Raw genomic sequence first — 25,275 nt, 5'->3', positions numbered from 1 at the left:
AGGTAACCACATGTCCGACACCAGCCCGCCGGACCCGATGGCCGAGTCGTTCGAGGCCCAGCGCGACCGGCTGCGCGCGGTCGCCCACCGCATGCTCGGGTCGCACGCCGACGCCGAGGACGTGGTCCAGGAGGCCTGGCTGCGGCTCTCCCGCCAGGACACGGCGACCATCCACAACCTCGCCGGCTGGCTGACCACGGTGGTCGGCAGGATCAGCCTCGATGTCCTGCGGTCGCGCCAGGCCCGCCCGGAGGCGCCCTACGACGACGGTCTGCCCGAGCTCGTGGTGACGCTCGACGACAATCCTGCTCCCGAGGAGGACGCGGTGCTCGCCGACTCGGTCGGGCTCGCGCTCCTCGTCGTCCTGGAATCGCTCGGGCCGAGCGAACGGCTGGCGTTCGTGCTGCACGACCTGTTCGCGGTGCCGTTCGACGAGATCGGCCAGATCCTCGGCAGGTCCACCGCCGCCACCAAGATGCTCGCCAGCCGCGCCCGCAGGAAAGTGCGGACGGTCGAGCGGCCGGCCGGCGTCGGACGGGAGCAGCGAGATGTCGTCCGGGCCTTCCTGGCGGCGGCTCGCCGCGGCGACTTCGAGGAGTTGCTGCGCGTACTCGACCCCGAGGTGAAACTGACCGTCGACACCCCGTCCGGCGTGGTCGTCACCCTCGGCGCCACCCAGGTCGCAGCCGGCGCGCAACTGTCCGCCGGCGCAGCCACGCAGGGGCGGGCGGCACTCGTCGACGGCCTCCCCGGGATCGTTTCCTGGCACGAGGACGGCACCCCGCTCTCGGTCCTCGCGTTTACCGTCGTCGACGGCCGGATCACCGCCCTCAGGGTCGTGATCGACCCGGCCAAGCTCGCGCTGCTCATCCCCTGACGCTCGGCGCCGCTGATGGTGGCCGGCCGTCAGCCCCACCCCCCTGGATCACCACATCACCCACTGGAGCGAGTTCGAGCACGGAGGCAACTTCCTCTCGCTGGAGCAGCCGGAAGCGTTCGTCAGCGACGTCCGCGCCTTCTTCACCACACTCGGCGCCTGACAGCTGCACCTGGCTCCGCGTGTCGTCGGACGGAGCGGCTGTTGTGGCCGCCTTCGGGCCGCGGCCGGGTGGCCACCCGCCACGGACGCCCAATGCGTGGCCCGGGGCAGGTGGCCGAGGACGAGCGTCAGTTGACGTTGACGGCCTTCCCGGAAAACCTCGCACCGGGCGAGTTCGCGACCGGTGGTGAAGCGTGGAGTGCGGGCCGGACGACCGAGGCCTACGAGGGCAGGACCGGCCCCGACTGCGACCAGCTCATCGACATGGTCGCCGAGGCTCGTCATGGAGGGGATCCAGCCACCCTGACCGGTCTCTTCACCAGCAAGGACCTCACCGTTTCCCCAACGCGCGATCAGCTGACGTGCGCGGTCGGTGTCACCGACGTGCAGGCAGCGGGCCTCTTCCTGCGTTCGCCGGGCCCGATCGGCCAGCGATCGTGACACCCTCGTGGTACCGCCGGTACCATGGGTGCCATGTCGGATCCCAAAGCGATGAATCTGCGCTTCCCCGACCCCACCCAGCGGGCAGCCATCGCGGCAGCCGCCAAGCAGGCAGGGGTCAGCATGCAGGAGTACATCCTCTCGGCCGCCTACGACCGGGCGACCGCCGTGGAGCAGCGGTTCCTGGAGGGCTTCAAGGCGTCCATGGCCCGCAGCGGTGCGGCTTTCGCGGCCGAGCCCAGCAGCATCGACGCCGACGCGGAACAGCGGGCCGTCGAGCAGGAGGCGCTGCGGGAGCTGAAGCAGCAGGAACGGGACCACGCCGCGTGACCTCACCCGAACCGCAGCCGCTCGATGTCACGTTCCTGCTGCACGCCGCCGAACTCCTCGACGGTGATCCGCAGGTCGACGACTACGGGCCGCTGTATGCGGCGGTCGCCCGGGTCAATGCCCGGGCGATGGAGCGGGACATCTACGGCTCGCTGTACCTCAAGGCCGCCGTCCTGCTGCACACCTTGGCGAGACTGCCATGCCTGGAACACTCGAACGAGGCCTTCGCCTGGCACGCGACTGAGGCCTATCTGGCCCTCGACGCGCGCACCCTCGACTACCCGCCCAAGGCGGCCGTCGCGCTGGTGCGCGACGCCGCCTCGGGTGTGCTCGGCGTCGCCCGGATCGCCCGGCAACTGCGCGACTGGACTGCCGCCTGACCCACCGCGGGAGCGTCTTGATCGCCTGTGGCCGGCTCCGGTCGGTGGCAGCCGGATCCGGGCCGGCCCGGCTGGCTTTTCGGATCAGCGGGTAGCCCGTGAAGCTGAACAGACCGTCCGGGCCGGCGTACGCGTCGCCGGGGACGTCCCGCGTGGCCGCGTACCGGAGTGGCAACGCTCCGCGCTCGGCGTCCTGGACCAGGGAAGCGTCCTGGACCAGGGAAGAGAGCCGGTTGACGATGTTCGGCTTCGCGTGCGTGACCAGTCCGGTCCGCGCGTCGCCTGGTGAGCGGTGACCGAGCGGACGGTTCGGCCTGCCGGACCGGTGCGGCTGGCTGGACACGCTCACCACGCGGTCGGTCAGCCGGGCAGCAGCAGGCCGGTGAGCAGGAACGGCCCGAAACAGTCCGTCGCGGTCCGCAGCACGTCCAGGCCCTGCGCGGTGTGCGCCGCGGGGACGGCTGGTCCGGCGCGGCCGGTATCAGGACCAGGCGATCTCGCCGTGGCGGGAGAGGAAGCGCCCGGTTCCGGCGCCGGGCCCCTCGGTGGCGAGGGCGACGATCGCGTCCGTGCCCTCGGTGACGGTCTGGGGGCCGCTGTGACCGTTGAGGTCGGTCGCGGTGTAGCCGGGGTCGGCGGCGTTGACGCGGATGCTCTTGAGCCCCTTGGCGTACTGCGTGGTCAGCATCGTCAGCGCAGCCTTGGAGGAGGTGTACAGCGGCGCGATGACGTGCGACTCGGGGCGGCCGGGGTCGTGGGTGAGGGCGAGGGAGCCCATGCCGCTGCTGACGTTGACGATCACAGGGTCGTCCGAGCGCCGCAGCAACGGCAGGAACGCGGTGGTGGTGCGGACGACGCCGACCACGTTGACGTCGAGGACGGCGAGGGCCTCGGCGGCGGTGAGGTCACTGGGATCGCCCGCAGGGCCGTGCACGCCGGCGTTGTTGATCAGGACGTCGATCCTGCCCTCGTGTTCGGCGACATTCGCGGCCGCGGCGGCCACGGACGCGTCGTCGGTCACGTCGATGGGGACGTAGCGTGCGCCGAGCGCGGCGGCGGCCTCCTCGCCCTGCTCACGGCTGCGGGCTCCGACGAGCACGGTGTGGCCGCACTCGATCAGGCGGCGGGCGGTCTCGCGGCCGAGTCCCTTGTTGGCTCCGGTGATGAAAGTGATCGTCATGCCTTCGATGATCCGGAGGCCGGGAATTCCGCACCAGGGAGACTTCGACGGTAGGAAGAGCAGTACCACCTTCGCGCCCGCCCTGGCGACCGGAAACACGGGAGGATGAGGATCATGACCGTGAGATCTGGAACCGGAATGGGCGAGCTGATCCGCACGTGGCGCGACCGGCTGCCCCCGTCGGCCGCTGGGCTGCCGGTGGCGCTGGGGCGCCGCGCGGCCGGGCTGCGGCGTGAGGAGCTGGCCGATCTCGCCGGAATGTCAGTCGACTACATCGTGCGCCTGGAGCAGGGACGCGCCACCACGCCCTCCGCGAGCGTGGTGGCCTCCCTGGCGCGCGCCCTGCAACTGTCCACGGCCGAGCGGGACCACCTGTACCGGGTGGCCCGCCTCGTCCCACCGGCGCACGGAGCGGTCTCCGACCACCTTCCGCCCGGTGTGCAGCGGGTGCTGACCCGCCTCGGGGACGTGGCGGTCGCCGTGTTCGCGGCGGACTGGCAGCTGATCTGGTGGAATCACGGGTGGACCGCGCTCCTGGGCGATCCCTCCGCGTCACCGCCGCGACTGCGCAACTTCGCCCGCGACAGGTTCCCGGTGGACGAAAGCCCCGCCCGCCTCGCGCTGTGGCCGGTGACCGAGGCGGACCGGGACGCCACCGACGCCGCCGTCGTCTGCGACCTTCGCCGCGCCACCGGCCGATTCCCCCAGGACAGCCGCTTGGCCGCTCTGATCCGCGAACTGAACTCGGGCAACACCAGATTCGCCGAGCTGTGGGCGACCGGAGGGGTGGCCGCACACCGCGAGGACCACAAGACGATCGACCACCCCTCGGTAGGACCTGTCACGGTGGACTGCGACACCCTGACCGACGGCGACTGCGAGCTCAAGATCGTGATCATGACCGCCGTGCCCGGCAGCGAGGACGAGACCAAGCTCCAGCTCACCACCGTCACCGGCCCGCCGGCCACCACGCGCAACTGATCCGAACCGCGCGTCGATCGAGCGGCTGCGTGTGCGCGGCGAGCGTCCCGCGACCACGGCGCATCCATCAGATCGTGAAGGGGGCGGATGCGGACGCGGGTGTGGGCGGCCCTGGTGGCAGTGACGGGGAATGTGCCGGTGCCGGTGCCGTCGTCCGCCGACGACTACGGGAGCGTCATCCTGACCGCCGCGCACGTCGCGGAATGCTCCCGCGTCCGCTGGGTCAGTCCCCCGTAGCGCGTACATGATCACGGCCACGCAGACGAGCCAGACCAAGGCTCCGATGATCTCGAAGCGGTCGACGGCGATGGCATTCTCACAGAGTGCGCAGGCCCCGGTCGGTGAAGTCGATCAGCCACTCGAAGCTCTCGTCGATGTCGGCGCTCCACTGGAAGGCGCCTGCCGCCTGCAACGTGGCGAAGCCGTGGCAGAGGCTGCGGAGCGTGCGCAGGGCGTGGTCCATGTCGGACTCTGCGATCTCGTAGCCGCGCAGGACCGCCATGAACGCGCCGAGCAGCCGCTGACCCGCGGTGGCCAGCGGGTCGTCCGGGCCGGACGGTTCCGTGCCGATCGTCGCGGCGTACCGCCCGGGGTGCTCCAGGACGAAGGCCCGGAAGGCGCGCGCCGCAGCCGCCAGGGCGTCGCGGCCCGCATACCCCTGCACCGCGCCGCCGACGGCGTCGGCGGCCTCGTTCAACGCCAGGACCGCGATGCGCCGGTTGAGGTCCTCCTGACCGTCCACGTGTTTGTACAAGGACGGGGTACGCACGCCCACCCGCTCGGCCAGCGCACCCATCGTCAGGTTGGGGAGGCCGACCTCGTCGGCGAGGGCGGCACCGGCCGCGACCACGGCCGCCGGGTCCAGGCCGGCCCTAGGCATGGGCGGCGTCCGATCGAAGGAAGGCGAGCATGAGCGAAACCACCTGGTCGGGGAACTGGTCGTGCGGGTAGTGCCCGGCGCCCTCGATCATCTCAAGGCGACCGAGGCCGGACGGCAGGGCATCAACGATCGCCGAACCCTCGGCGTGCGGGTCGGCCCAGTCGGGGTCGAGCGTGCCCATCACGACCAGGACCGGGCAGCGGACGTTGCCGAGCTGCGCGCCGGCGTCGGTCGGAGCGCTGCGGCCCATGCCCTGCAGGGCCTTCATCCGGCCCGGCTCACGTGTCAGGGAGTCGACGCGGCCGAGCCGCTCGGCCCAGTGGGCCGGCTTCACGCCGGGGTAGGCCACGTCGAGGTACGAGCGCCACAGCGGCACGCTGCCGAACGCGCCCGCGCCGAGCAGTCGCAGCATGGCCCGCCGGAAGCGCTTCACGCGCAGGTCGCCGAGGCGTATCGACTGCTTGCGGGTGAACGGCGCCAACTCGACAACCGCGGTGATCAGCGAGGGCTCCTGCGCCGCGGCGATGGTGGCGGCGCCGCCTGAGATCGAGTGGCCGACCAGCACGGCCGGGCCGCCCAGGTGGCGGATCACGGCGAGCAGGTCTCCGGCGATGGCGGTGCGGCTCCAAGCCGGCCAGCCGACGCTGGACTCGCCGCAGCCGCGCAGATCGACTGCGGCGACCCGATGGCCCGCCGCCACCATCGGCGGGATCAGAGCACGGTACGCGGCGCGGCTGTCGCCCATGCCGTGCGCGAGAACGATCAGCGGGCCGGACCCCGCCACCTCGTACGCGATCGTGCCGCCGTCGACGGCAAGGTACTCAGTCACGATATCCCCCAGCTAGGCTAACTGTCTTAGCTATAAGCTAACGTAAATAGCCACGCTGGTCAACACGGCTGCCACTACGACTCCCGCCACCGACTCCCGCTACCGACTCCGGCCGGCGACAATGCCCCGTTGAAACTTGCCGAGCAACGCCGTACGCCCAGCATGCGTCACCAGGGCGTCCAGCCGTCCGCTCGTGGGGCTGCGCTAGCCTGACGGGATGGCGCACGATGAAGACGCTCCGCTGGTCGTGGTGATGGGCGTGTCCGGCTCTGGAAAGACCACCGTGGGACAGTCCCTGGCACAGCTGTTGGACGTGCCGTTCGCGGAAGCCGACGATCTCCACCTCCCTGAAAGCGTGGCCAAGATGCGCGCGGGGAAGGCTCTGGACGACGAGGACCGGCGACCCTGGCTCGATGCCATCGCCGCGTGGCTTCTGAAGCACGACTCCGGAGGCGGAGTCATCACCTGCTCAGCCTTGAAACGGAGCTATCGGGACCGCCTGGTGTCGGCATCCTCACGGGTGTTCTTCGTCCATCTGCACGGGCCGGCGGAGCTCATCGCGGAACGCATGGCGGCGCGACGAGGGCATTTCATGCCGGTCGAGCTCCTCCAGTCCCAGCTGGATGCCCTGGAGCCCCTCGCCGACGAGGAACGGGGAGCGGTTGTCCCCATCACCGGTACGGCAGAAGACATAACTCACCTCGCCCTGACCGCTGTACGCGACCGCTGAGGCAGTGGTTGCTCCGCAGGGCCGATCGCCGGCACACCCGGGCACATCGCCGCCGCTGGAGCATTGATGTGCTTCCGACAGGCAGGGGGCCGGGTCGGACGGACGGCCCGAGATCCAAGGTCGAGCTCTTCGCGGCGATCCGCCGGGACTCGCTTACGGGGAAGTTGTCGATCCAGGAACTTTCCCGCCGCTATGGGGTCCGCCGACGGCCGATCCGCGAAGCCATGACCTCGCCGTGGCCCCCTGCGCGCAAGCCGATGCCGCCGCGTGCGTCGGTCCTGGATCCCCGCAGACACGTGATCGACGATTCTGCGCACCGACCTGGACGCTCCACGCAAACAGCGCCATATCGCCCAGCGGGTCTTCGACCGGCTGGCGACGGCGGAGCACGGCATGGACAACGTCTCCTGCGGCCGGGTCCGCGACTGCTTCAAGCGCCGCAAGCCTGAGATTCGGATCCGGGAGGAGCGCGGGCCACCGAGCGTGTTCGTCCCACAGACCCACCGGCCCGGTGAAGAGGCCGAGGTGGACTTCAGCGATGTCTACGTCACCTTGAACGGCGCGCGCACCCTGTGCTATCTGCTCGCCCTCCGGCTCTTCTTCTAAATGATCGATTCCAAGGGGTTGGCAGGGAAAATGGGTCGCCCCGGCGTACAGAGGACCGTACCGTCGCGCGCATGAAGCTGCTCTCCGTCAATGTCGGCAAGCCCCGACCCAACCCGTGGAAGGGCCTCAGCGCGACAGGTATCGACAAGCGGCCTGTTGACGGCCCGGTTGCCGTCATCGCGCCCGGACCCAAGGGCACCGGCGAGGTCGGTCTCGTAGGCGACCGCGTCTACGACGTGAAGCACCACGGCGGTTCCGACCAGGCCGTCTACGCCTATGCCCGCGAGGATCTCAACAGGTGGGAGGCCGAGCTGGGCAGGCCGCTCGCCAACGGCGTCTTCGGGGAGAACCTCACGACCCTCGGCCTCGACGTCAACGGCGCCCTGATCGGTGAACGTTGGCGCATCGGGCCAGACGTGGTCCTGGAGGTGTCGTGCGCGCGGATCCCCTGTGCGACGTTCCAGGGCTGGCTGGAGCGAGAGGGCTGGATCAAGCGGTTCACCCAGGCCGCGGTGCCGGGAGCCTATCTGCGCGTGATCGAGCCAGGAGACATCCGGGTTTCCGACCCCGTCGAGATCGTGCACCGGCCCGACCACGACGTGACCGTCGCGCTCGTCTTCCGCGCGATGACACTCGAACCGGACCTACTGCCGCGACTGCTGGTCGCTGACGCGCTGATCGAGGAGGGCAGGGAACTGGCCCGCAGACGCACGACCACATAGATGATCGATTTCAGGACATCGTCTGCGCGCGTGCGACGAGGGAGTCCAACGTCGGTATGTGAAGACAGAGCTGGGCTCCCTCGCGACCGCACGTTACGTCAAAACCGACGATTTACTGAAGAATTCACCGCAGCTCACCCCCTGGCCGCCGGAAGTGGGCATCGCGCCACAGCTCAGCGATGCGGAACTGGCCACCTTGGCGATGATGCAGGCAATGCCCGGCTTCACCTCAGAGGCCCGGTGGTTGCGACACGCCCGTGCTCACCTGCGGCACCTGTTCCCCTACCTGCCCCAACGGCCCGGCTACAACAAGCGGTTGCGCAAGGCCTCCGAGCTCATCCGGTGCGTCACCCGCACGCTGGCGGTCGACACCACGCTGTGCAAAGCGACGACGTGTGGGTCGCGGACTCAACACCGGTGGAGTGTGGCCGCTCCCGTGAGACCGTCAAACGCTCCGACCGGCCGCGAGTTCGAGCAGCAGCTCGCTGAACTGGACATCCGGCTGCTACGGCCGGCCCGCAAAGGCGAGGCCGAGCGGGCTGGATCTCAGCTGTTCAAGCCGCTATGGCAGGTTATCGAGTCGGTCAACGAAACCTTCAAGGGCCAGCTCGGATCGATCATCTAGTGGAACGCCCGCACGGCTGTGCTGACATCCCCGAGTGAGCCCTCGTGTCACTTTCGCCAGAACAGGTGGTGCGTCACGCCGCTCGGGCTGGGCACGACCTCAAGGTGGAACCGGTCGAGCAGCTCATCGGGTGACTCCCAGAGTCGCAGTCCGGAGCCGAGCTTCACCGGCGAGACCGCCACATGCATGGTGTCGACGAGGTCGGCGTCGAGGAACTGCCGGATGGTGGTGACCCCGCCGCCGAGTCGGACGTCCTTGCCCTGCGCCGCTTCCCGCGCCTGCCCGAGGACCATGGCCGGGTCGCCGTCGACGAAGTGGAACGTGGTGTCGGAGAGCGAGAACGAAGGCCGCTTGTGGTGGGTCATGACGAACACCGGGGTGTGGAACGGGGGCTCGTCGCCCCACCAGCCGAGCCAGTCATGGTCCTGCCAGGGCCCGCGTTGGGGTCCGAACTTGTTGCGGCCCATGATCTCGGCGCCGATGTTGTGGGGGAAGTCCCGCGTGAAGTAGTCGTCGAGACCGCGGCTCCCGCCGGGCTCCGTGCGGTTGGGCCAGCTCGCCGTGGCGCCGGCCCAGGAGAAGAGCCTCCCGGGATCGACATGACCGAATGGCCTCTCGAGGGTCTGGTCCTCACCGGCACCGATCCCGTCACTCGAGACGGTGAAGTTCTGGACTCTCAGCAGCTGAGCCACGTGTTCCTCCTGTGTTGTCGATGACGGTGGTGAGACTCTCCGGGCCGCGAAAACTCATCGCTAGCTCATCGCTGCGTCCGCCACAACAACGATCCCTCACGTGGGAGGTGAGATCTCACCGTCATAGATGAGCAGACCGTCGGCCCGGAGCCGCACTCCTGAGGTCGGTGAGTGCGCTGTCAGGCGACCGTCGTGCATGAGGTGATCGACGGGCACGCCGCGGGCGAGAACGGCGAAATCGGCGATGAGGCGTCGGTGACATCGCCACCACACCGCTTCGCTGCACATCACCGCCGTGCGTTCCGCTGCCGCCCGCTGCACCAGATCGTCCATCGCGGTGACGAACTCCTGGGTGCGGGTGTGCGCGGCATAGCCGCGGAAGGAGGCATTGCGCCAGACCGTGTCCGGTGAGTCCGACTCTGGCTTACGGAATCCGCCCAGGCGCTGCTCCCACCGGTAGGCGATTCCCTCCTCCGGCAGCCACAGGGCAAGCCGCTGCCGCAACAGGTCAGGGTCGCGGCGGCTGCCGGGTGCGGTCCTGACGTCCACCACCGCCGCAACGCCTGCCCCGCGCAGCAGTTCCGTCAGCGCTGCCCGGCCGGCGGTGCTGTGACCGAAGGTGACCAACTTGCGGCCGGGCATCGGGACCTCCCACTCACTGCCGTCGTCGCCTCCGCCGACCAGCCGTCGGCGCGCTGACGATCGCACGCGGTCCACGTCCTGGCCCTCTCGACGTCCTGGCCATCTCAACAGGGTCAGCCTGAACGGGCGGCGCGGGTACGGGAGCGGTTGGCCTTGCGGATCGCGTCGAGCAGCTCGGACTTCGACATCCGTGACCGTCCGTCGACACCCAGTCGCCGCGCGAGATCGTAGAGATGCTCTTTGGTGGCGTGCTCGTCGACGCCCTCGCCGCTGCGTCCGCCCTGCCCGCGAGGCCGGGCCGACTGCGGATCCGAGGGTCCTTTGCGGTCACCTTCCTTGCGCTCCCAGCGGTCGCCGACCTTCTCGTGCGTGTGCTTGAGCGCGCCGTAGGCGACCCGGTGGGCCCGCTCGCCCTCCCCGTACTGCTCGACGGCGGAGTCGTGCGCCTTGATCCATGTGCGCTGGGCCTGCTTCGATGAGCGCTGGAGGGTCGACGGCAGCTCCTGTCGTCCAGGCATGTGGCTCACCTCCTGGGTTCGGCTCCGCGTGGACCGGGTTCCCGTCGTAAGGCAGCGGTAACGGCGGCGTCCGTAGCCGTCACCTGCGACGGGGGCCGGCTCGCGACCGGCGTGGCACCGGGTGCACGGGCTGTCGACGCGGTGTCACGTCACGCCACTGTCCGAAGGCCACTGTCTCGTCGATGTCACCCGTCCCCCTGGAGGGCCGGCGCGGGTGCGCGGAACGCAGACGCAGACGCAGACGAGCATGTCGGGGCACCGCCCCATGTGCGGTGCCCCGGCGCGCATCTACCCTTTTCTTCCAGCTCCCCTTCCGGCTCTCCTCCCAGCATCGGGCGGCGGCGCCGAGAGACATCAAGCGGAAATCAGCCGTGGTAATAGGCCGTGAGAGGAGGTAGCCGGCGATGCGGGGTGTCGAGCCACCGCAGTTTCAAAGGCGCTTTCTGCATTGCTGATTGGGTCTATGCAGGGTCCGTAGGGGTCATCTGTCGTTTGGTGAACCGGTGCCACCAGTGGCGGCGGCGGGGGTGCACCGCGCGGCCCAGCCGGAGGCCGATCAGCAGATAGCCTATGAGGGCGCCCGTGGTGTTGAGCAGGACGTCATCGATGTCGAAGGCACGTCCGGTGATGAGGGCGCCCTGGACGAGTTCGACGAGCAGCATCACGAGAGCCGTGGCCACCGCTACGCGGACCAGCCCTCGCGTTCGGGGCACCAGGACCGGCAGCACCACACCGAACGGGATTCCCATCACGATGTTTCCGCCGAGCTGCTTGACGGTGTCACCGGACGTCGGCTGCGCGAGATAGGCACGGATGGAATCACCAGGGCGCAGGTTGCTGTGCGTCAACGACACGGATGCCGCCGACGGTTCGAGAGTCAGCCGGGCCAGCACCACCGCGAAGGCCACCGCCCCCGCGAAGGCCAGCATCATGGCCAGCGCCCGGCCGAACGGAGACAGGGGAGGCTCGTAGACCCGCTCCCCGGGATTCTTCCTAGTGGTCTTGTCACGCAGGGCTATCCGCGCCATTGAAGAGCTCCAAGCAAACATCGGTTCTGCTTTGACATTCCGAGTACCCCCGTTGTGAAGCGGCGCGCGTGGCAGCTCACTCTGGACCTGTTCGTGTTCCGCATCGGTCCTCTTCCGCAGAGCCCTCCCCCACTCTGCGGCTGAAGCCTCGGCCGGCCATCGGGCCACGCCGACACTGGTAACGGTCCCACAGCCGTCGACCCCGGACTGACCGGCGGCCTCCGTCTCAGCGTCGCCAGTCCGCACGGCGCACTCAGCGCACCAGGGCAGAAGCCCTCACCAGGGCACACTCACGGGGCACGGCAGCGCACGGTGGGCGGATGCAGCCGGCCGGGAGAGCCGACTGCATCCGCCCACGACCACACCGCCGGGAAGACACCACGCTTCGACACGATCTCCGGCTTCCCCGCCGAGCAGTCCGCACACTGCATCCCACCACGCCTCGACCTGCACCGCGGCCCTGACCGCAGTCGGTATCCGCCCACACCCGACAACCGCCACGCCATCGGCCAACTCAGCGCCCTGCCCGCCGACATCAGCGGCACCCTCTGACATTGGCTGCACCACACCAGGTAGTTGTCGCCGTCAACGGCCTCGAAGCGGTGGTCGATGGCGTGGTAGTGGTAGGCGGAGCACCACCGAGTAGCTGACGTACGACGAAGGCCCGGAGCAGCGCCCCGGGCCTTGTCTGTCGCCGCTTTCAGACGGTGCCACCGCCGTCGGCGTCGATCGTCACGTCCGTCACCGTCCCGGCGGCCGACGCGCGAACGGCTTCCGCGTCGACCTCGGCGGCCGCCAAAGCCGCGATTCTCAGTCAGTTCACCTGGATCTTCGAGGCGTTCTCGGCCAGCCAGGTGTCGAAGTTCTTGAGCTCCGGGTGAAGTTCCCGCAGCCGGTCCAGATCGCGGGCGCCGGCGAACTCCTGGTCGAAGTCGCCGTAGTACTGGAACATGTTGCCGATTTCGTCGGCCGCCGGGATGTCGAGCGTACGGAAGACGTCGTACGGCACGGACTGGAAGCGCACCGGCTCGCCGATCGCGGCCCCCAGCTTCTCCGCGTACTGGGCGCCGGTGAGGTGATCGCCCGCCAGGGCGACGGTCTCGCCGATGAACCGCTCGCCGCCCTTGAGGATGGCGAGGGCGGTGCGGCCGATGTCCGCCACGTCCACTCCGGACAGGAGCTTGCCGTCCTCCAGCGGCAGGGTCAGCGTCAGTACGCCGTCCTCGGTGCGCCGGGGACCCATGCCCTGCAGGAAGCCCTGGAAGAAGAAGGTGGTGTTCAGGAAGGTCGTCGGCACGCCGGCCTGGCTGAACAGGTCGTTGCCCTCGCCCTTGGCGTCGAAGTGCGGGACGTTGTACCTGTCCTGCAGGACGGGCATCCGGTCGTCTTCCAGCGGCAGCAGGTCGCGGGTGTCCTCCAGGGTGGACCAGACGACGTGCCGCAGCCCGGTGGCCTTGGCGGCCCGGACGAGGACCTCGATCTCCTCCGTCTCCTTGGCCGCCGAGCCGTGCGCCCAGAAGTTGGTGACGAGGAAGGCACCGTAGGCGCCCTCAAAGGCCTTGTGCACACTCGGCTCGTCATGGAAGTCCGCCCGCACGACCTCGGCCCCGAGGTCGGCCAGCTCCTTGGCGGCAGCGGAGTCGGGATTCCGCGTCAGCGCGCGCACCGTGAAGCCCGAGTCGGGATCGGCGAGGATCGCCCGCGCGGCGCCGCCGCCCTGTGCGCCCGTCGCTCCGGCGACCGCGATGATCTTTGTGTCGCTCATGCCAGCTACCTCTGTCCAGGGAGAGACTCTAGTTGATGCGTCAACTCGAAACCTACACCCGATGTAGTTGATGCATCAAGTAGCGGAGGGCCGACGACACCGGCCCGGGCGCACCGAGACGGCGCCGGGCCGCACACCGGGCTGTCGAACAACCGATGACTACCGCCGCTGTCGCCGCGGTGACCCGGGCCGGGGCGGGCCGTTCAGCCGTCCCAGGTCCAGTCGGTGACCTCGGGCAGGTCGGTGCCGTGGACCCGGATCCACTCGTGGTGGCGCAGCCGGGTGTCCTCCATCCGCTGCCGTAGGGCGGCGGCGCGCACCGCCAGACCGGGCACGCGATCGATGACGTCCATGACCAGCCGGTAGCGGTCGAGGTCGTTGCGGACGAGCATGTCGAACGGCGTGGTGGTGGTGCCGATCTCCTTGTAGCCGCGCACGTGCAGCTGGGTGTGGCCGGCCCGGCGGTAGGCCAGGCGGTGGATGAGCCACGGGTAGCCGTGGTAGGCGAAGATCACCGGCTTATCGGTGGTGAACAGGGCGTCGTACTGCGCGTCGGGCATGCCGTGCGGGTGTTCCTCGGCGGGCAGCAGCCGGGCCAGGTCGACGACGTTGACGACCCGCACGACCAGCTCCGGCAGGTTGCGGCGCAGCAGCTGGGCGGCGGCCAGGACCTCCTGGGTCGGGACATCGCCCGCGCAGGCGAGGACCACGTCCGGTCCCCGGTCGGCGTTCTCGTTGCCCGCCCACTCCCAGATGCCGGCGCCACGGGCGCAGTGCACCTTGGCCTGCTCCATGGACAGCCAGTCGAAGCAGGGCTGCTTGCCGGCCACGATGACGTTGACGTAGTCGCGGCTGCGCAGGGCGTGGTCCGCCACGGACAGCAGGGTGTTGGCGTCCGGCGGCAGGTAGACCCGTACCGCCTCCGGGCTCTTGTTCAGGATGTGGTCGACGAAGCCGGGGTCCTGGTGCGAGAAGCCGTTGTGGTCCTGGCGCCACACATGCGAGGTCAACAGGTAGTTGAGGGAGGCGATCGGGGCGCGCCAGGGCAGGCGCCGGGTGGTGCGCAGCCACTTGATGTGCTGGTTGACCATCGAGTCGACGATGTGCGCGAACGCCTCGTAGCAGGAGAACAGCCCGTGCCGGCCGGTCAGCAGATAGCCCTCCAGCCAGCCCTGGCAGGTGTGCTCGGAGAGGATTTCCATCACCCGGCCGTGCCGGTCCAGGTCCTCGTCCACCTGGAGCATCTGGGCCTGCCACGCCTTGCCGCTGGCCTTGTAGACGGCCTGCAACCGGTTGGAGGCGGTCTCGTCGGGACCGACGAGCCGGAAGTCGCGCCGGTCCGCGGTGCCCCGCATGACGTCCTCCAGCAGGTCGCCCAGGACACGGGTCGGCTCGTGCAGGGTGGCGCCCGGCTTGTCGACCTCGACCGCGTACTTCTCCAGCGGCGGCAGGGGCAGTTCCCGCAGCAGCAGACCGCCGTTGGCGTGCGGGGTCGCGCCCAGGCGCCGGGTGCCCTCGGGGACGCAGGCCAGCACCTGCTCGCGGGGGCGGCCGTCCTCGTCGAAGAGTTCCTCCGGCCGGTACGAGCGCAGCCAGTTCTCGAGTTGACGCAGGTGGTCGGGGTTGTCGCGGACGGCGGACAGCGGGACCTGATGGGAGCGCCAGGTGCCTTCGACCGGCAGCCCGTCGACCTCCGCCGGTCCGGTCCAGCCCTTCGGGGTGCGCAGCACGATCACCGGCCAGCGCGGGCGGTCGGTGTCGCCGTCCTCCCGCGCGGCGCGCTGGAACGCGGCGATCCGGTCCAGCGCGATGTCCATGGCCTCCGCCATGGCGCGGTGCACGGCCATCGGGTCGTCGCCGGTGACGTGGATCGGGTCGTGGCCGTAGCCGCGCAGCAGCTCGTCGAGTTCACTCTCGGGCAGCCGGGCCAGCACCGTGGGGTTGGCGATCTTGTAACCGTTGAGGTGCAGGATCGGCAGGACGGCACCGTCGTGGACGGGGTCGAGAAACTTGTTGGAGTGCCAGGACGCGGCCAGCGGCCCGGTCTCCGCCTCTCCGTCGCCGATGACGCAGGCGACCACCAGGTCCGGGTTGTCGAACGCGGCTCCGTAGGCGTGCGAGAGGGCGTAACCCAGCTCGCCGCCCTCGTGGATCGAGCCGGGCGTCTCGGGTGCCACGTGGCTGGGCACGCCGCCGGGGAAGGAGAACTGCCGGAACAGCCGGGCCATTCCATCGGCGTCCCGGGTGATGTCCGGATAGGTCTCGGTGTACGACCCCTCCAGCCAGGCGTTGGCGAGGACGGCCGGGCCGCCGTGGCCGGGGCCCCAGACGCACAGGGCGTCCAGGTCGCGGGCCTTGATCACTCGGTTGACGTGGGTGTGCACCAGGTTGAGACCCGGGGAGGTGCCCCAGTGGCCCAGCAGCCGCGGCTTGACGTGTTCCGGGCGCAGCTCCTCGGTCAGCAGGGGGTTGGCCATGAGGTAGATCTGGCCGACAGCAAGATAGTTCGCGGCGCGCCAGTGGGCGTCCAGGGCCCTCAGCTCCTCCTCTGTGAGTCGGGCGAACACCTGCTGCGAGTCGACGGACATGAAAGATCCCTTCCGGATCGGGTCTGGCTGGGACGTACAAGCCGGTCTATGCCTTCCACCATCGGTGACCGGCCGGGTACCCCGACAGAGCCAACCGGGCCACCCTGAGTGCCCTCGGGGTCAGGCTCATGCGCCGCCGGTGCCCTCCGACGGTCCTCATCGGCGCATGGTGCACCCGCTCGTCCTGGCGCGGTGCTCACTTCACCGCGAACAGTTCCGCGTCGAGGGCAGGGCCCCGTTCACCAACGGCGTCCCATGCGAAACGGAGAGTAGCGGCCTGCACCTCGTGCGGCAGGCCGCCGAGGCTGAAGGGCCTGGCACAGCGCTGGTCGGCGACTCGGTCGGCCCGTCGTCGTGGCCACGCAGGGCGCCGCCCGCGCGCCACACCTGCCACAGCCGCCTCACCCCGCCCTGTCCACCTTGCTGTCGCCTCTCCACCCCAACGCGATCACGGCATATCAACAAGTTCGCCTCAAATAGGTGTGAAGGCTCATAAACCAGTCACCCGGTCACTGAGCGGGCGAACGGACGAATGACCCGCGTGCTGACGAACGGCCCGTGTGCGGAGGAGGAGTAGCCGATGAGTGAGGCAGAGTCAGGTCAGGGCAACACGACGAGGTTGCAGCAGACCGGCGAGACGGCCAGAGTGGAGGCGTCGGCCACGGCCGATCAGGCCAAGCAGGCCGCAGGCCAGGTGGCGAGCAGCGCTGCGGATCAGGCGAAGGCCGTGGCCGGGGAGGCCCGGCAGCAGGCCGGGGCGGTCGCCCACGACCTGCGGACCCGCGCGAAGGACGAGGTCGAGGGGCAGACCAAGCGGGCGGCTGGGGCGCTGCACCAGTGGGCGGACGACCTGGCCGGACTGGCTGAGAACGGCCAGGGCGAATCCCCGGTCCGCAGTCTCGCGGCCCAGGCGGCCGACGGTGGGCACCGGGCGGCCGACTACCTGGAGAAGCAGGGAGTCCAGGGCGTGGTCTCCGATGTCCAGACCTTCGCCCGTCGTCGCCCCGGAGCGTTCCTGGGCGGCGCGCTGCTGGCAGGGCTGGCCGTCGGGCGTATCGCGAAGGTGGCGGTCAAGGCGAACCAGTCCTCGTCCGGGACCCAGTCACCCGGAGACCAGTCGTCCGGAACGGGACGGCAAGGGCTGCCCGGGAATTCGGAGCAGGCGGCGCTGAGCGAGCAGGAATCCGCGGTGCTGGGGTCCGGTCCTCCGCCGGGCACCGCTCAGGCGCCGCCACCGCCGGTCCCGCCGGTACCGCCCGCGCCGCCGCCGGTCCCGCCACCCGCCGGTACGCCCGCGGGCGGTGCGCCGACTCGCGCGTATCCGGAGGTGTGAGAGATGACCTCGATCTCGTCCAAGGCGGCGCAGTCGCACGGCGGGGACAGTTCGGTGGGCGAGCTGCTGTCCGTGGTGACCTCGGACGTCCAGACCCTGTTCCGCCAGGAGGTCGAGCTGGCCAAGGCGGAGGTCAAGCAGGAGGCGACCAAGGCCGGCAAGGCGGCCGGCCTGTACGGCGGCGCCGGATTCGCCGGCTACATGGTGCTCTTGTTCCTGTCGCTGGCCGCCGTGCTGGGCCTGGCCAACGTGATGGACGGGGGCTGGGCCGCCCTGATCGTCACCGCCGTGTGGGCCGTGATCGCGGCCGTGCTGTACCTGCAGGGCCGCACCCGGATGCGCACGGTGGCACCGAAACCCGACCGGACCGTCGAAACGATGAAGGAGAATGCGCAATGGGCACGTCACCCGACCAGATGAGGGCCGAGATCGACGTCACTCGGGACCGGCTGTCCGCGGACGTGAACCGGCTCGCGGACCGGGCCAGCCCTCGACGGGTGGTCCGTCGCCGCACCCGGAAGGTGCGCGGCGCCGTCTCGGGCGTGCGGGAGCGGGTCATGGGGTCCGCCTCGGACACCGCCCAGGGCGTGAGGAGCGGCGCCCAGTCGGCGGCAGGGTCGCTCCAGCAGGGCACCCAGCAGGCTGCCGACACGGCGCGTGACGCGGCCGGCCAGGCCGGGGAAGCGGTACGGCAGGCCCCGGACCAGGCGATACGCCAGACCCAGGGCAATCCGCTGGCCGCAGGCCTGATCGCCTTCGGCGTCGGCATGCTGGCCTCCTCGATGCTGCCCGCGTCCCAGGTGGAGCAGCAGAAGGCCACCGACCTCATGGAACGCGGTGGCGAGGCGCTGGAGCCGGTCAAGCAGGCCGCGCTCGACTCCGCGCAGAACCTGAAGGAAGGTGCCAGGGAGGCCGCGCAGAGCGCGGCGCAGGAGGTGAAGGACACCGCGACGGAGGCTGCCCGCACCACCCAGGACGAGGCCCGCGACCAGGCCACCCGGGTGACCGGCCAGGCACGCGACGCGGGGGGCCACGTCGCCGAAGAGGCCCGGCAACAGCCGGGATCCGCCTGATCTCTGTCCGCACACACATGTGGCCGGGCCGCGGGTTGCGCGCGCCCGGTCACTGCCGACCGGCCGGTCACTGCCGACCGGCCGGCGCGGACTGCCTGGAGCGACTTCCTCGAAGGCGCCTTGAGCCAGCCGTCGCCCCCATGGCTCACGCCGGTGAGCGGGGCGGAGTCATGCGGGAGGCCGCTGCTTCACCTGGGGGGTCCAGCGGGTCGGTGCGTCAGGGCAGGGTCCATTTCTGGTTGGCGTTGGCGTGGCAGGTCCACAGGTGGACGGCGGTTCCGTCGTTCCAGGTGCCACCGGAGGCGTCCAGGCACTTGCCGGACTGCGGGTTGCGGACCGTGCCGTCGGACTGGGCCGCCCACGTCTGCGCACCCGAGCCGTTGCACGTCCACAGCTGGATCCTCGTACCGTCCGCCGTGGCCCCGCCCGACACGTCCAGACACTTGCCCAGCGCCCGCAGCGTGCCGTCAGCGCCGGCCGTCCACGTCTGGGCGCCCGACCCGTTGCACGTCCAGATCTGCACCTTCGTGCCGTCGGCCGTCTGCGCGTTGTCCACGTCCAGGCACTTGCCGTTCACGCCCTTCACCTCACCCGAGCGGGGGCCGGGGTCCTGTCCTCCGCCCTGCTTGACGCGGATGTCGCGGAAGGACACGTCGTCGCCGTCGCCGTGGTTCTGGAGGCCGATGTGCCCCTGCCGCAGGCTGCGTGCGGGGTCGGTGTTGGTGAAGTCGTTGATCTTGCGGCCGTTGAGGAAGATTTCCAGTCGTTCGCCGGTGACCTTGAGCTCGTAGGTGTTCCACTCCCCCGGCGGGTTCAGTGCGGCGTCCCGTGCGGCCACGTCCGCGGACCGGAAGCCGTACACGGCGCCCGTGGTGCGGTCGGTGGCGTCGGTGGCGTCGATCTGGATCTCGTAGCCGTTGTTCACCGCCGTCCACGGGTCGTCGGAGGCCGGGAAGCCGATGAAGACACCGGAGTTGTCGTCCCCGGCCATCCTCCAGTCCAGCTTGAGGGAGTAGTCACCGGTGAGCTCCCGGCCGGAGTACCAGTAGAGCCCCATGCCGCCCTCGGAGGTGAGGGTGCCGTCCGCGAGAGCGAACCGGCCCGGTCCGGCCTGCTGCCAGCCACTGGTGGACGAACCGTCGAACAGGGGCGTGTAGCCGGTCTCCGGGCGGCAGTCGGCGTCGGTCATCCCGGCGGCCCAGCGGATGCCGCCGAGGAGGTGCCGTCGGAAGGCGGGTTCGGTGTACGACGCGTCGGTGTGCCCGCCGCCGGTGTAGAAGGCCCGGCCACCCTGGTAGTCCTTGCACCAGGCGATCGGGTGGTCGCCGGACATGCTCCCGCCGGCGTAGCTGGACTCGTCGAGCGAGGCCAGGACGCGGGCGGTGGTGCGTGGGTTGGTGCGGTAGTTGTACCACTCGTCGGTGCGCTGCCAGGTGCTGCCCAGGTGGGCGGTGGCGTCGTGGGCGCGGTCCTCCACGTCGACGGTGGCGGACTGGATGGCCGGGTGGGAGTGGAAGAGCGCGCCGGCCAGTCCCTCGTAGAACGGCCAGTCATACTCGGTGTCGGCGGCGGCGTGGATGCCGACGTAACCGCCGCCGCTCTGGATGTACTGCTCGAAGGCCGTCTGCTGGGCGGCGTTCAGCACGTCGCCCGTCGTGGACAGGAACACGATGGTCTTGTACTGGGCGAGGTTGCCGGTCGTGAAGACCTGCGCGTCCTCGGTCGCGTCCACGGTGAAGTTGTTCGCGGTGCCCAGGCCGCGCAGGGCGGCGATGCCGTCGTCGATCGAGTCGTGGCGGAAGCCCGCCGTCTTGGAGAAGACGAGGATCCTGTACGCCGGGTCCGCCGCCGCGCGGGTTTCCGCGGTGACGGACGCGCCGACGGACGCGGTGCCGGACTCACCGGCGGACTGGCTCACCGCTCCGGGCAGTGCCGTGGCCTGAGGGCCCAGGCAGAGCGCGGCTCCGGCGAACAGGCCGAGGGCCGCTTTCACATAGGTACGCATGGTCGGTCTCCTCCCTCCTACGGCAGGGTCCATTTCTGGTTGGCGTTGGCGTGGCAGGTCCACAGGTGGACGGCGGTTCCGTCGTTCCAGGTGCCACCGGAGGCGTCCAGGCACTTGCCGGACTGCGGGTTGCGGACCGTGCCGTCGGACTGGGCCGCCCACGTCTGCGCACCCGAGCCGTTGCACGTCCACAGCTGGACCCTCGTACCGTCCGCCGTGGCCCCGCCCGACACGTCCAGACACTTGCCCAGCGCCCGCAGCGTGCCGTCAGCGCCTGCCGTCCACGTCTGGGCGCCCGAACCGTTGCACGTCCAGATCTGCACCTTCGTGCCGTCGGCCGTCTGCGCGTTGTCCACGTCCAGACACTTGCCGTTCACGCCCTTCACCTCACCCGAGCGGCTGCTGCCGCCGGTGGTGGTGAAGGAGAACTCGTCCACGTCGAAGAGCGGGCCACTGCCGCCCTTGAAGACCAGGTAGAGGGAGGTGGAGCCGCTGGGCTGGTTGCTGAGCGCGGCCGTCACGTCCTGGAAGGTCTCCCAGCCGCCGGTCACCGGGACGGTCGCCGTGCCCAGCAGGGTGCCGGTCGTCGATCCGGCGCGGACCTCGATGGTGCCGCCCGCGCCCGCCGAGGAGACCCGGGCGGTGAACCGGGTCGCGTTGCCGAGGGCGTACGGCTCGAAGGAGATCCAGTCGCCGTTCTCGATGTTGCCGACGGTCTTGCCGCCGTGGGCGGGAGCGTGGGTGATGACATCGACACCGGCGGAGGCGCCGTAGTGCTCACCCTGCCGGTGGCTGGGCTGGACGACGTGCTGGTCGTGCGTGGTCAGCGCGGGCTGACCGCCGGCACCCTGGTCGGTGTACTCGGCGTCGAGCACGCCGAAGATGTTGGCGTTGGGGTCGTGTTCGCCGTCCGCCAGGGTCTGGAGCGTGCCCTGGCATCCGGTGGTCGAGGTCTGCGGATGGCCGTGGCTGTCGTGTCCGACGATGAAGGTGACCTTCACCTTTGAGCAGTCGATCGTGCCGTCCTCGGGGTCGGTCACCGTCACCTTGAACGGGATGGCGTCGCCGAAGTCGTGGATGCTTCCGTCCACGGGCAGGTCCAGTCGCACCGTGGGGGCGGTGTTCCCCACCGTGATCCGCACGGAGGCCGTGGCGGACTTGCCGGTGGTGTCCGTGACCTTCAGCGTGGCCGTGTACTGGCCGTTGGCCGTGTAGGTGTGGGAAGGGCCGGCGGCGGTGGAGGTGGAGCCGTCGCCGAAGGTCCAGGCGTAACCGAGGGTGTCACCGTCCGGGTCGGTGCTGCCGGCCGAGGAGAAGGAGACGGCCAGGGGTGCCTTGCCCGAGGTGACGTCGGCCTTCGCCTGCGCGGTCGGGGCGAGCCCGTCGGTGACGTGCTCGATGCGGTACAGGGCCGAGTTCGCGTCGCCGCTGAAGTAGCCGGTGCCGTAGTCGAGGACGTACAGGGCGCCGTCGGGGCCGAAGGCCATGTCCATCACCTGGGTGCCGCTCCAGGGGAAGGAGTTGATGGACTGCACGGCACCGTCGGCGCCGGTCTCGATGCGCTTGATCCAGCGGCGGCCGAACTCACCCGCGAAGTAGTCGCCGTCGAACTCCTGCGGGAACTTCACCGCGGAGGTGGAGGCAGCGTCGTAACGGTAGACCGGGCCGCCCATCGGGGACTCCGAGCCGTTGCCGAACTCCGGGACGGATCCGCCGTCGTAGGGGATCCAGGCGGGTTGGGCGGGAGGCAGGCTGGTGAGTCCGGTGTTGTTCGGCGAACTGTTCGCGGGTGCCGCGCAGTTGAAGGCGGACCCGGAGGCACCGGTGGCGAAGTCGTAGTCGATGTAGGCGTCGTTGTCGCCGGTGCAGTACGGCCAGCCGAAGTTGCCCGCCTTGGTGATCCGGTTGAACTCCACCTGCCCGCCCGGTCCGCGCGTGGGACTGGCGGTGCCGGCGTCGGGGCCGTAGTCGCCGAGGTAGACGATGCCCGTGGGTCTGTCGACGCTCATACGGAAGGGGTTGCGAAAGCCCATCGCGTAGATCTCGGGGCGGGTCTTCGCGGTGCCGGGCGCGAAGAGGTTGCCGCTCGGGATCGCGTACGACCCGTCGGCGTTGACCTTGATCCGCAGGACCTTGCCGCGCAGGTCGTTGGTGTTGGCCGAGGAACGCTGGGCGTCGAAGGCGGGGTTGCGGGTGGCGCGCTCGTCGATCGGGGTGTAACTGTCCGAGGCGAACGGGTTGGTGTCGTCGCCGGTGGACAGGTACAGGTTGCCGGCCGCGTCGAAGTCGATGTCGCCGCCGACGTGGCAGCAGATGCCGCGGGAGGCCGGCACGTCGAGGATCTTCTTCTCACCGGCGAGGTCCAGCGTGCCGTCGGTCTTCAGGACGAACCGGGACAGCCGGTTGACCCCGTCGAAGGGAGCGAAGTCGGAGGCCGTGCCGTCGGCCGGGGCGTCACCGGCCGGAGTGCTGAGCTTGGGGGCGTAGTAGAGGTAGACGTGCCGGTTGGACGCGAAGCCGGGGTCCACGGCGACGCCTTGCAGGCCTTCCTCGTCGTGGCTGTACACGTCGAGCTTGCCCGCGACGGTGGTGGTCCCCGCGGCGTTGGTCAGCCGGACCGTGCCGTCCCGGGCGGTGTGCAGGACCGAACGGTCCGGCAGCACGGCCAAGGTCATGGGCTCGCCCATCTCGGCCACGCCCTTGGCGAGCGTGACCTGCTGGTACTCGACGGCGGCCGCCGCGGGTGCGCCGGCCGGGTCCGCGGGTCGGGCGGCGGCCGGGTCCGCGGGGCGGGCGGCGGCCGGGGACATGGGCAGCAGGCAGCCGAAGGCGCAGGCCACGGCGGTCAGCAGATGACGGACACGTCTGTGTCTGAGCGGTTTCATGCGCACAGAGGTCTCCCAGTGTGGGGTGGGATGACGGCAGCCCTCGCCGGACTGCCAAGCAATGCACAGGCGCGCGCCGTCGCGCCGTCAGGTCCGGCCACAGCTCCATGACCGGTTCATTTCAAGGAAGTTAGCGAGCTTCGTCGAGTTCCGGAACCCCTTTCACGCAAGCCCTCGACACTTTTTCCTCGCTCGGGACAAAGTGGAGGACCCGGAGGCGTCCGGATGCCCAGGGCAGGTAGCGGACCGCGTCTCCCGTCCCGCGTCCCGCACGCTGGGGCCGCGGTCCCAGCAGTCACGTATCAGCGTGACGGCCGCACACGGAAGCGATCACACCTCTGTTACGGCTCCGCGAGTGCGGTTCATCGGTAGCCGCGCCGGACACCGGCCTCGGCGGCCGCACGGTTGACGGGCGGTAGTCAACGGGCGGCGGTCGGCGGGCAGCAGTCAACGGGCGGCAGTCGGCGGTCGCCGACGCTCACGCACACCACCGGGCCGAGCCGGTTCGCGGGCCGCGGAGCGCGTCCCGGACCGACTCCGTACCTTCCCCGCCGCCGTCGGCCCGCCCTGCATGGAGAAGCGTCACTGCGTCACCAATGAGCCCTTGACGCACCTCCGCAGCGCCGGCCAGGGCTGGCGGTTCGTGCGTAGCAGACGCCGCCCCCTTCACCCGATGAGGGGCCACTCCGAAAGCGCTCCACACGTTGTTCTGCGGAATCTCCAAATCCGGAATTAAGAACTCCGCGTCCTGAATTCCGGCGGTGAGCGTGACGGCCTTGCACTGTTGGCGGGCGCCCGCGTTTTCCCCCGATCACAGGGTCCATTCTCACTGAAGGATCCATTGTCTCAGAGAGCCCGCACATCCCTCGCCGTACTCACACTTTTGCGCCAAGACCCGTCGTCGACAGGCGTGTTCGCGTGCGTCTTGGGAATTCGGGACGGCAGAAAGCCGACCGGCAGAAGTCGGTTGGCGGTCGATGAGGAGATGGATATTCATGCGCAGCAGGAGGATGAAAGCCGCGGCGATCGGAACAGCCGCGGTCATGGGCAGCATCGTTCTGACGGGCTGTGGAAACGACGCGGAGCCGGCGTCGGGGAAGGCCGGTTCCTCGTCCAGTGCGAGCAGAAGCGCGGGCGCTCAAGAGGACGGCACCACCGCGGTACGGGCCGCCTATGACAAGACGGCCCAGGCCGAGACGGCCAAGATGACGATCAACATGAAGATGTCCGCGGAGGGCCGGTCGATCACCACGGACGGCCGGGGCGCGCTCGACTTCCAAGAGGGCGAAAGCGTCATGACCGTCACCGCCGAGGGGAAGACGATCGAGCAGCGCGTCGTCGACCAGGTGCTGTATCAGAAGATGCCCGGCCAGAAGGTCCAGGGCGGCAAGACCTGGATGAAGATCGACCTCAAGAAGGCCGCGCAGGCACAGGGCGTGAGCGGCCAGCAGATCGGCGACCCGGCCCAGTCCGCCGCCTACGCCAAGGCGATCACCGACAAGGACGTCACCAAGGTCGGTTCCGAGACGATCGACGGTGTCGACACCACCCACTACCGGGTCTCGGTGGACGTCGCCGAACTGCCGGGCGGCACTCAGATGCGCGAGCAGGTCGGACCGACGCTGCCGATGGAGGTCTGGCTCGACGACGACGGCAGGCTGCGCCGCCAGCAGATCGACATGACGGTCAAGGCTCCGGCCTCCGCCAGCGCGAAGCCGGACAACAGCGCCTCGCCTGAGCAGGTCAAGATGACCACGGTGATGAACTACTCCGGCTTCGGCACCGAGGTCGACGCCGAGGCACCGCCGGCAGGCCAGGTGGCCGACATGACGGACGAGGCCATGCGGCAGGGACAGCAGCAGAGTTGATTTAAGCGCAGGACTGACGACGGCGGCCTCGACGATGCCTCGGGGCCGCCTTGGGGCCGCCTTGGGGCCGCCTTGGGGCCGCCTTGGGGCCGCCTCTGTGTGCTGTGCCCGTCACCGACGACGATCCACGTCGGC

The 25,275-nt window shown here is 69.8% G+C and carries 24 protein-coding genes and 1 pseudogene; 14 read left to right on the top strand and 11 right to left on the bottom strand.

Going from position 1 to position 25,275, the window contains the following annotated elements:
* Positions 1–10: 10 nt before the first annotated feature.
* The 4 genes from ACWD0J_RS17705 (at position 11) to ACWD0J_RS17690 (ending at position 2,190) form a co-directional block, all read left to right on the top strand.
* Positions 11–877 (top strand): sigma-70 family RNA polymerase sigma factor, encoded by an 867-nt coding sequence (locus ACWD0J_RS17705; RefSeq protein WP_451496723.1) that lies wholly within the window; start codon positions 11–13, stop codon positions 875–877.
* A 273-nt stretch (positions 878–1,150) separates the two neighbouring features.
* Positions 1,151–1,480, top strand: coding sequence for a hypothetical protein (locus ACWD0J_RS17700; protein WP_451496722.1), 330 nt, complete (start codon positions 1,151–1,153; stop codon positions 1,478–1,480).
* A 24-nt stretch (positions 1,481–1,504) separates the two neighbouring features.
* Positions 1,505–1,810 carry a type II toxin -antitoxin system TacA 1-like antitoxin gene (locus tag ACWD0J_RS17695; RefSeq protein WP_451496721.1) on the top strand — a complete coding sequence of 102 codons (306 nt, stop codon included), beginning with the start codon at positions 1,505–1,507 and terminating at the stop codon, positions 1,808–1,810.
* Positions 1,807–2,190: a fic family toxin-antitoxin system, toxin component gene (locus ACWD0J_RS17690; protein ID WP_451496720.1), complete on the top strand. Its 384-nt coding sequence runs from the start codon at positions 1,807–1,809 to the stop codon at positions 2,188–2,190. Before ACWD0J_RS17695 ends, ACWD0J_RS17690 begins: the two co-directional genes overlap by 4 nt.
* A 481-nt stretch (positions 2,191–2,671) precedes the next feature.
* Here ACWD0J_RS17690 and ACWD0J_RS17685 read toward each other — a convergent pair whose 3' ends face one another.
* Positions 2,672–3,370 carry an SDR family NAD(P)-dependent oxidoreductase gene (locus tag ACWD0J_RS17685; RefSeq protein ID WP_451496719.1) on the bottom strand — a complete coding sequence of 233 codons (699 nt, stop codon included), beginning with the start codon at positions 3,368–3,370 and terminating at the stop codon, positions 2,672–2,674.
* 114 nt (positions 3,371–3,484) lie between these two features.
* Between ACWD0J_RS17685 and ACWD0J_RS17680 the strand changes: the two genes are divergently transcribed.
* On the top strand, positions 3,485–4,351 hold the full coding sequence (locus ACWD0J_RS17680; protein ID WP_451496718.1) for a helix-turn-helix transcriptional regulator: 867 nt from the start codon (positions 3,485–3,487) through the stop codon (positions 4,349–4,351).
* Positions 4,352–4,667: 316 nt separating this feature from the next.
* Here the strand turns inward: ACWD0J_RS17680 and ACWD0J_RS17675 are convergent, their stop codons facing one another.
* Together ACWD0J_RS17675 and ACWD0J_RS17670 are read right to left on the bottom strand one after the other, a co-directional pair.
* A complete protein-coding gene (locus ACWD0J_RS17675) occupies positions 4,668–5,201 on the bottom strand; it encodes a TetR/AcrR family transcriptional regulator (protein ID WP_451496756.1) in 534 nt (177 codons plus the stop codon).
* Between the two features lie 22 nt (positions 5,202–5,223).
* Positions 5,224–6,060 carry an alpha/beta fold hydrolase gene (locus tag ACWD0J_RS17670; RefSeq protein WP_451496717.1) on the bottom strand — a complete coding sequence of 279 codons (837 nt, stop codon included), beginning with the start codon at positions 6,058–6,060 and terminating at the stop codon, positions 5,224–5,226.
* Positions 6,061–6,277: 217 nt separating this feature from the next.
* On the opposite strand from ACWD0J_RS17670, the gene ACWD0J_RS17665 reads away from it, so the two are divergent.
* The 4 genes and pseudogenes from ACWD0J_RS17665 to ACWD0J_RS17650 all read left to right on the top strand — a co-directional run.
* Positions 6,278–6,790 carry a gluconokinase gene (locus ACWD0J_RS17665; protein ID WP_451496716.1) on the top strand — a complete coding sequence of 171 codons (513 nt, stop codon included), beginning with the start codon at positions 6,278–6,280 and terminating at the stop codon, positions 6,788–6,790.
* Between the two features lie 393 nt (positions 6,791–7,183).
* Positions 7,184–7,396, top strand: coding sequence for a hypothetical protein (locus tag ACWD0J_RS17660; RefSeq protein WP_451496715.1), 213 nt, complete (start codon positions 7,184–7,186; stop codon positions 7,394–7,396).
* A gap of 71 nt (positions 7,397–7,467) precedes the next feature.
* Positions 7,468–8,118: an MOSC domain-containing protein gene (locus ACWD0J_RS17655; protein ID WP_451496714.1), complete on the top strand. Its 651-nt coding sequence runs from the start codon at positions 7,468–7,470 to the stop codon at positions 8,116–8,118.
* Between the two features lie 58 nt (positions 8,119–8,176).
* Positions 8,177–8,728: pseudogene (locus tag ACWD0J_RS17650) on the top strand (IS982 family transposase); the annotation flags it as partial.
* 62 nt (positions 8,729–8,790) lie between these two features.
* On the opposite strand, the gene ACWD0J_RS17645 reads toward ACWD0J_RS17650, so the two are convergent.
* The 4 genes from ACWD0J_RS17645 to ACWD0J_RS17630 form a co-directional block, all read right to left on the bottom strand.
* Positions 8,791–9,435, bottom strand: coding sequence for a dihydrofolate reductase family protein (locus ACWD0J_RS17645; RefSeq protein ID WP_451496713.1), 645 nt, complete (start codon positions 9,433–9,435; stop codon positions 8,791–8,793).
* 96 nt (positions 9,436–9,531) lie between these two features.
* The gene (locus ACWD0J_RS17640) at positions 9,532–10,077 is read right to left on the bottom strand and encodes a DUF488 domain-containing protein (RefSeq protein ID WP_451496712.1); all 546 of its coding nucleotides are present in this window, start codon (positions 10,075–10,077) and stop codon (positions 9,532–9,534) included.
* Between the two features lie 113 nt (positions 10,078–10,190).
* Positions 10,191–10,595 (bottom strand): ChaB family protein, encoded by a 405-nt coding sequence (locus ACWD0J_RS17635; protein ID WP_451496711.1) that lies wholly within the window; start codon positions 10,593–10,595, stop codon positions 10,191–10,193.
* Between the two features lie 461 nt (positions 10,596–11,056).
* Entirely contained in the window at positions 11,057–11,623 is a 567-nt protein-coding gene (locus ACWD0J_RS17630; protein WP_451496710.1) for a VanZ family protein, read from the bottom strand.
* Between the two features lie 312 nt (positions 11,624–11,935).
* On the opposite strand from ACWD0J_RS17630, the gene ACWD0J_RS17625 reads away from it, so the two are divergent.
* On the top strand, positions 11,936–12,175 hold the full coding sequence (locus ACWD0J_RS17625) for a hypothetical protein (RefSeq protein ID WP_451496709.1): 240 nt from the start codon (positions 11,936–11,938) through the stop codon (positions 12,173–12,175).
* Positions 12,176–12,437: 262 nt separating this feature from the next.
* On the opposite strand, the gene ACWD0J_RS17620 is transcribed toward ACWD0J_RS17625, so the two are convergent.
* Positions 12,438–13,388: an NmrA/HSCARG family protein gene (locus ACWD0J_RS17620; RefSeq protein ID WP_451496708.1), complete on the bottom strand. Its 951-nt coding sequence runs from the start codon at positions 13,386–13,388 to the stop codon at positions 12,438–12,440.
* A gap of 203 nt (positions 13,389–13,591) precedes the next feature.
* Complete coding sequence (locus tag ACWD0J_RS17615; RefSeq protein WP_451496707.1) at positions 13,592–15,976, bottom strand: phosphoketolase family protein; 2,385 nt, start codon at positions 15,974–15,976, stop codon at positions 13,592–13,594.
* A 580-nt stretch (positions 15,977–16,556) separates the two neighbouring features.
* Between ACWD0J_RS17615 and ACWD0J_RS17610 the strand changes: the two genes are divergently transcribed.
* The 3 genes from ACWD0J_RS17610 to ACWD0J_RS17600 are packed head-to-tail and all read left to right on the top strand — an operon-like array spanning position 16,557 to position 18,382.
* Positions 16,557–17,309, top strand: a complete 753-nt coding sequence (locus tag ACWD0J_RS17610; protein ID WP_451496706.1) for a hypothetical protein — start codon at positions 16,557–16,559, stop codon at positions 17,307–17,309.
* 3 nt (positions 17,310–17,312) lie between these two features.
* Positions 17,313–17,729, top strand: a complete 417-nt coding sequence (locus tag ACWD0J_RS17605; RefSeq protein ID WP_451496705.1) for a phage holin family protein — start codon at positions 17,313–17,315, stop codon at positions 17,727–17,729.
* Positions 17,705–18,382 (top strand): DUF3618 domain-containing protein, encoded by a 678-nt coding sequence (locus ACWD0J_RS17600; RefSeq protein ID WP_451496704.1) that lies wholly within the window; start codon positions 17,705–17,707, stop codon positions 18,380–18,382. Before ACWD0J_RS17605 ends, ACWD0J_RS17600 begins: the two co-directional genes overlap by 25 nt.
* 217 nt (positions 18,383–18,599) lie before the next feature.
* Here ACWD0J_RS17600 and ACWD0J_RS17595 read toward each other — a convergent pair whose 3' ends face one another.
* Positions 18,600–20,387: a ThuA domain-containing protein gene (locus tag ACWD0J_RS17595; RefSeq protein ID WP_451496703.1), complete on the bottom strand. Its 1,788-nt coding sequence runs from the start codon at positions 20,385–20,387 to the stop codon at positions 18,600–18,602.
* Positions 20,388–20,404: 17 nt separating this feature from the next.
* Complete coding sequence (locus ACWD0J_RS17590; RefSeq protein ID WP_451496702.1) at positions 20,405–23,272, bottom strand: PQQ-dependent sugar dehydrogenase; 2,868 nt, start codon at positions 23,270–23,272, stop codon at positions 20,405–20,407.
* 1,043 nt (positions 23,273–24,315) lie between these two features.
* Between ACWD0J_RS17590 and ACWD0J_RS17585 the strand changes: the two genes are divergently transcribed.
* The gene (locus ACWD0J_RS17585; protein WP_451496701.1) at positions 24,316–25,140 is read left to right on the top strand and encodes a hypothetical protein; all 825 of its coding nucleotides are present in this window, start codon (positions 24,316–24,318) and stop codon (positions 25,138–25,140) included.
* Positions 25,141–25,275 lie beyond the last annotated feature (135 nt).

The organism is Streptomyces sp. NPDC003011 (genome assembly GCF_053591515.1).
This window is presented reverse-complemented; position numbering and strand designations above follow the sequence as displayed.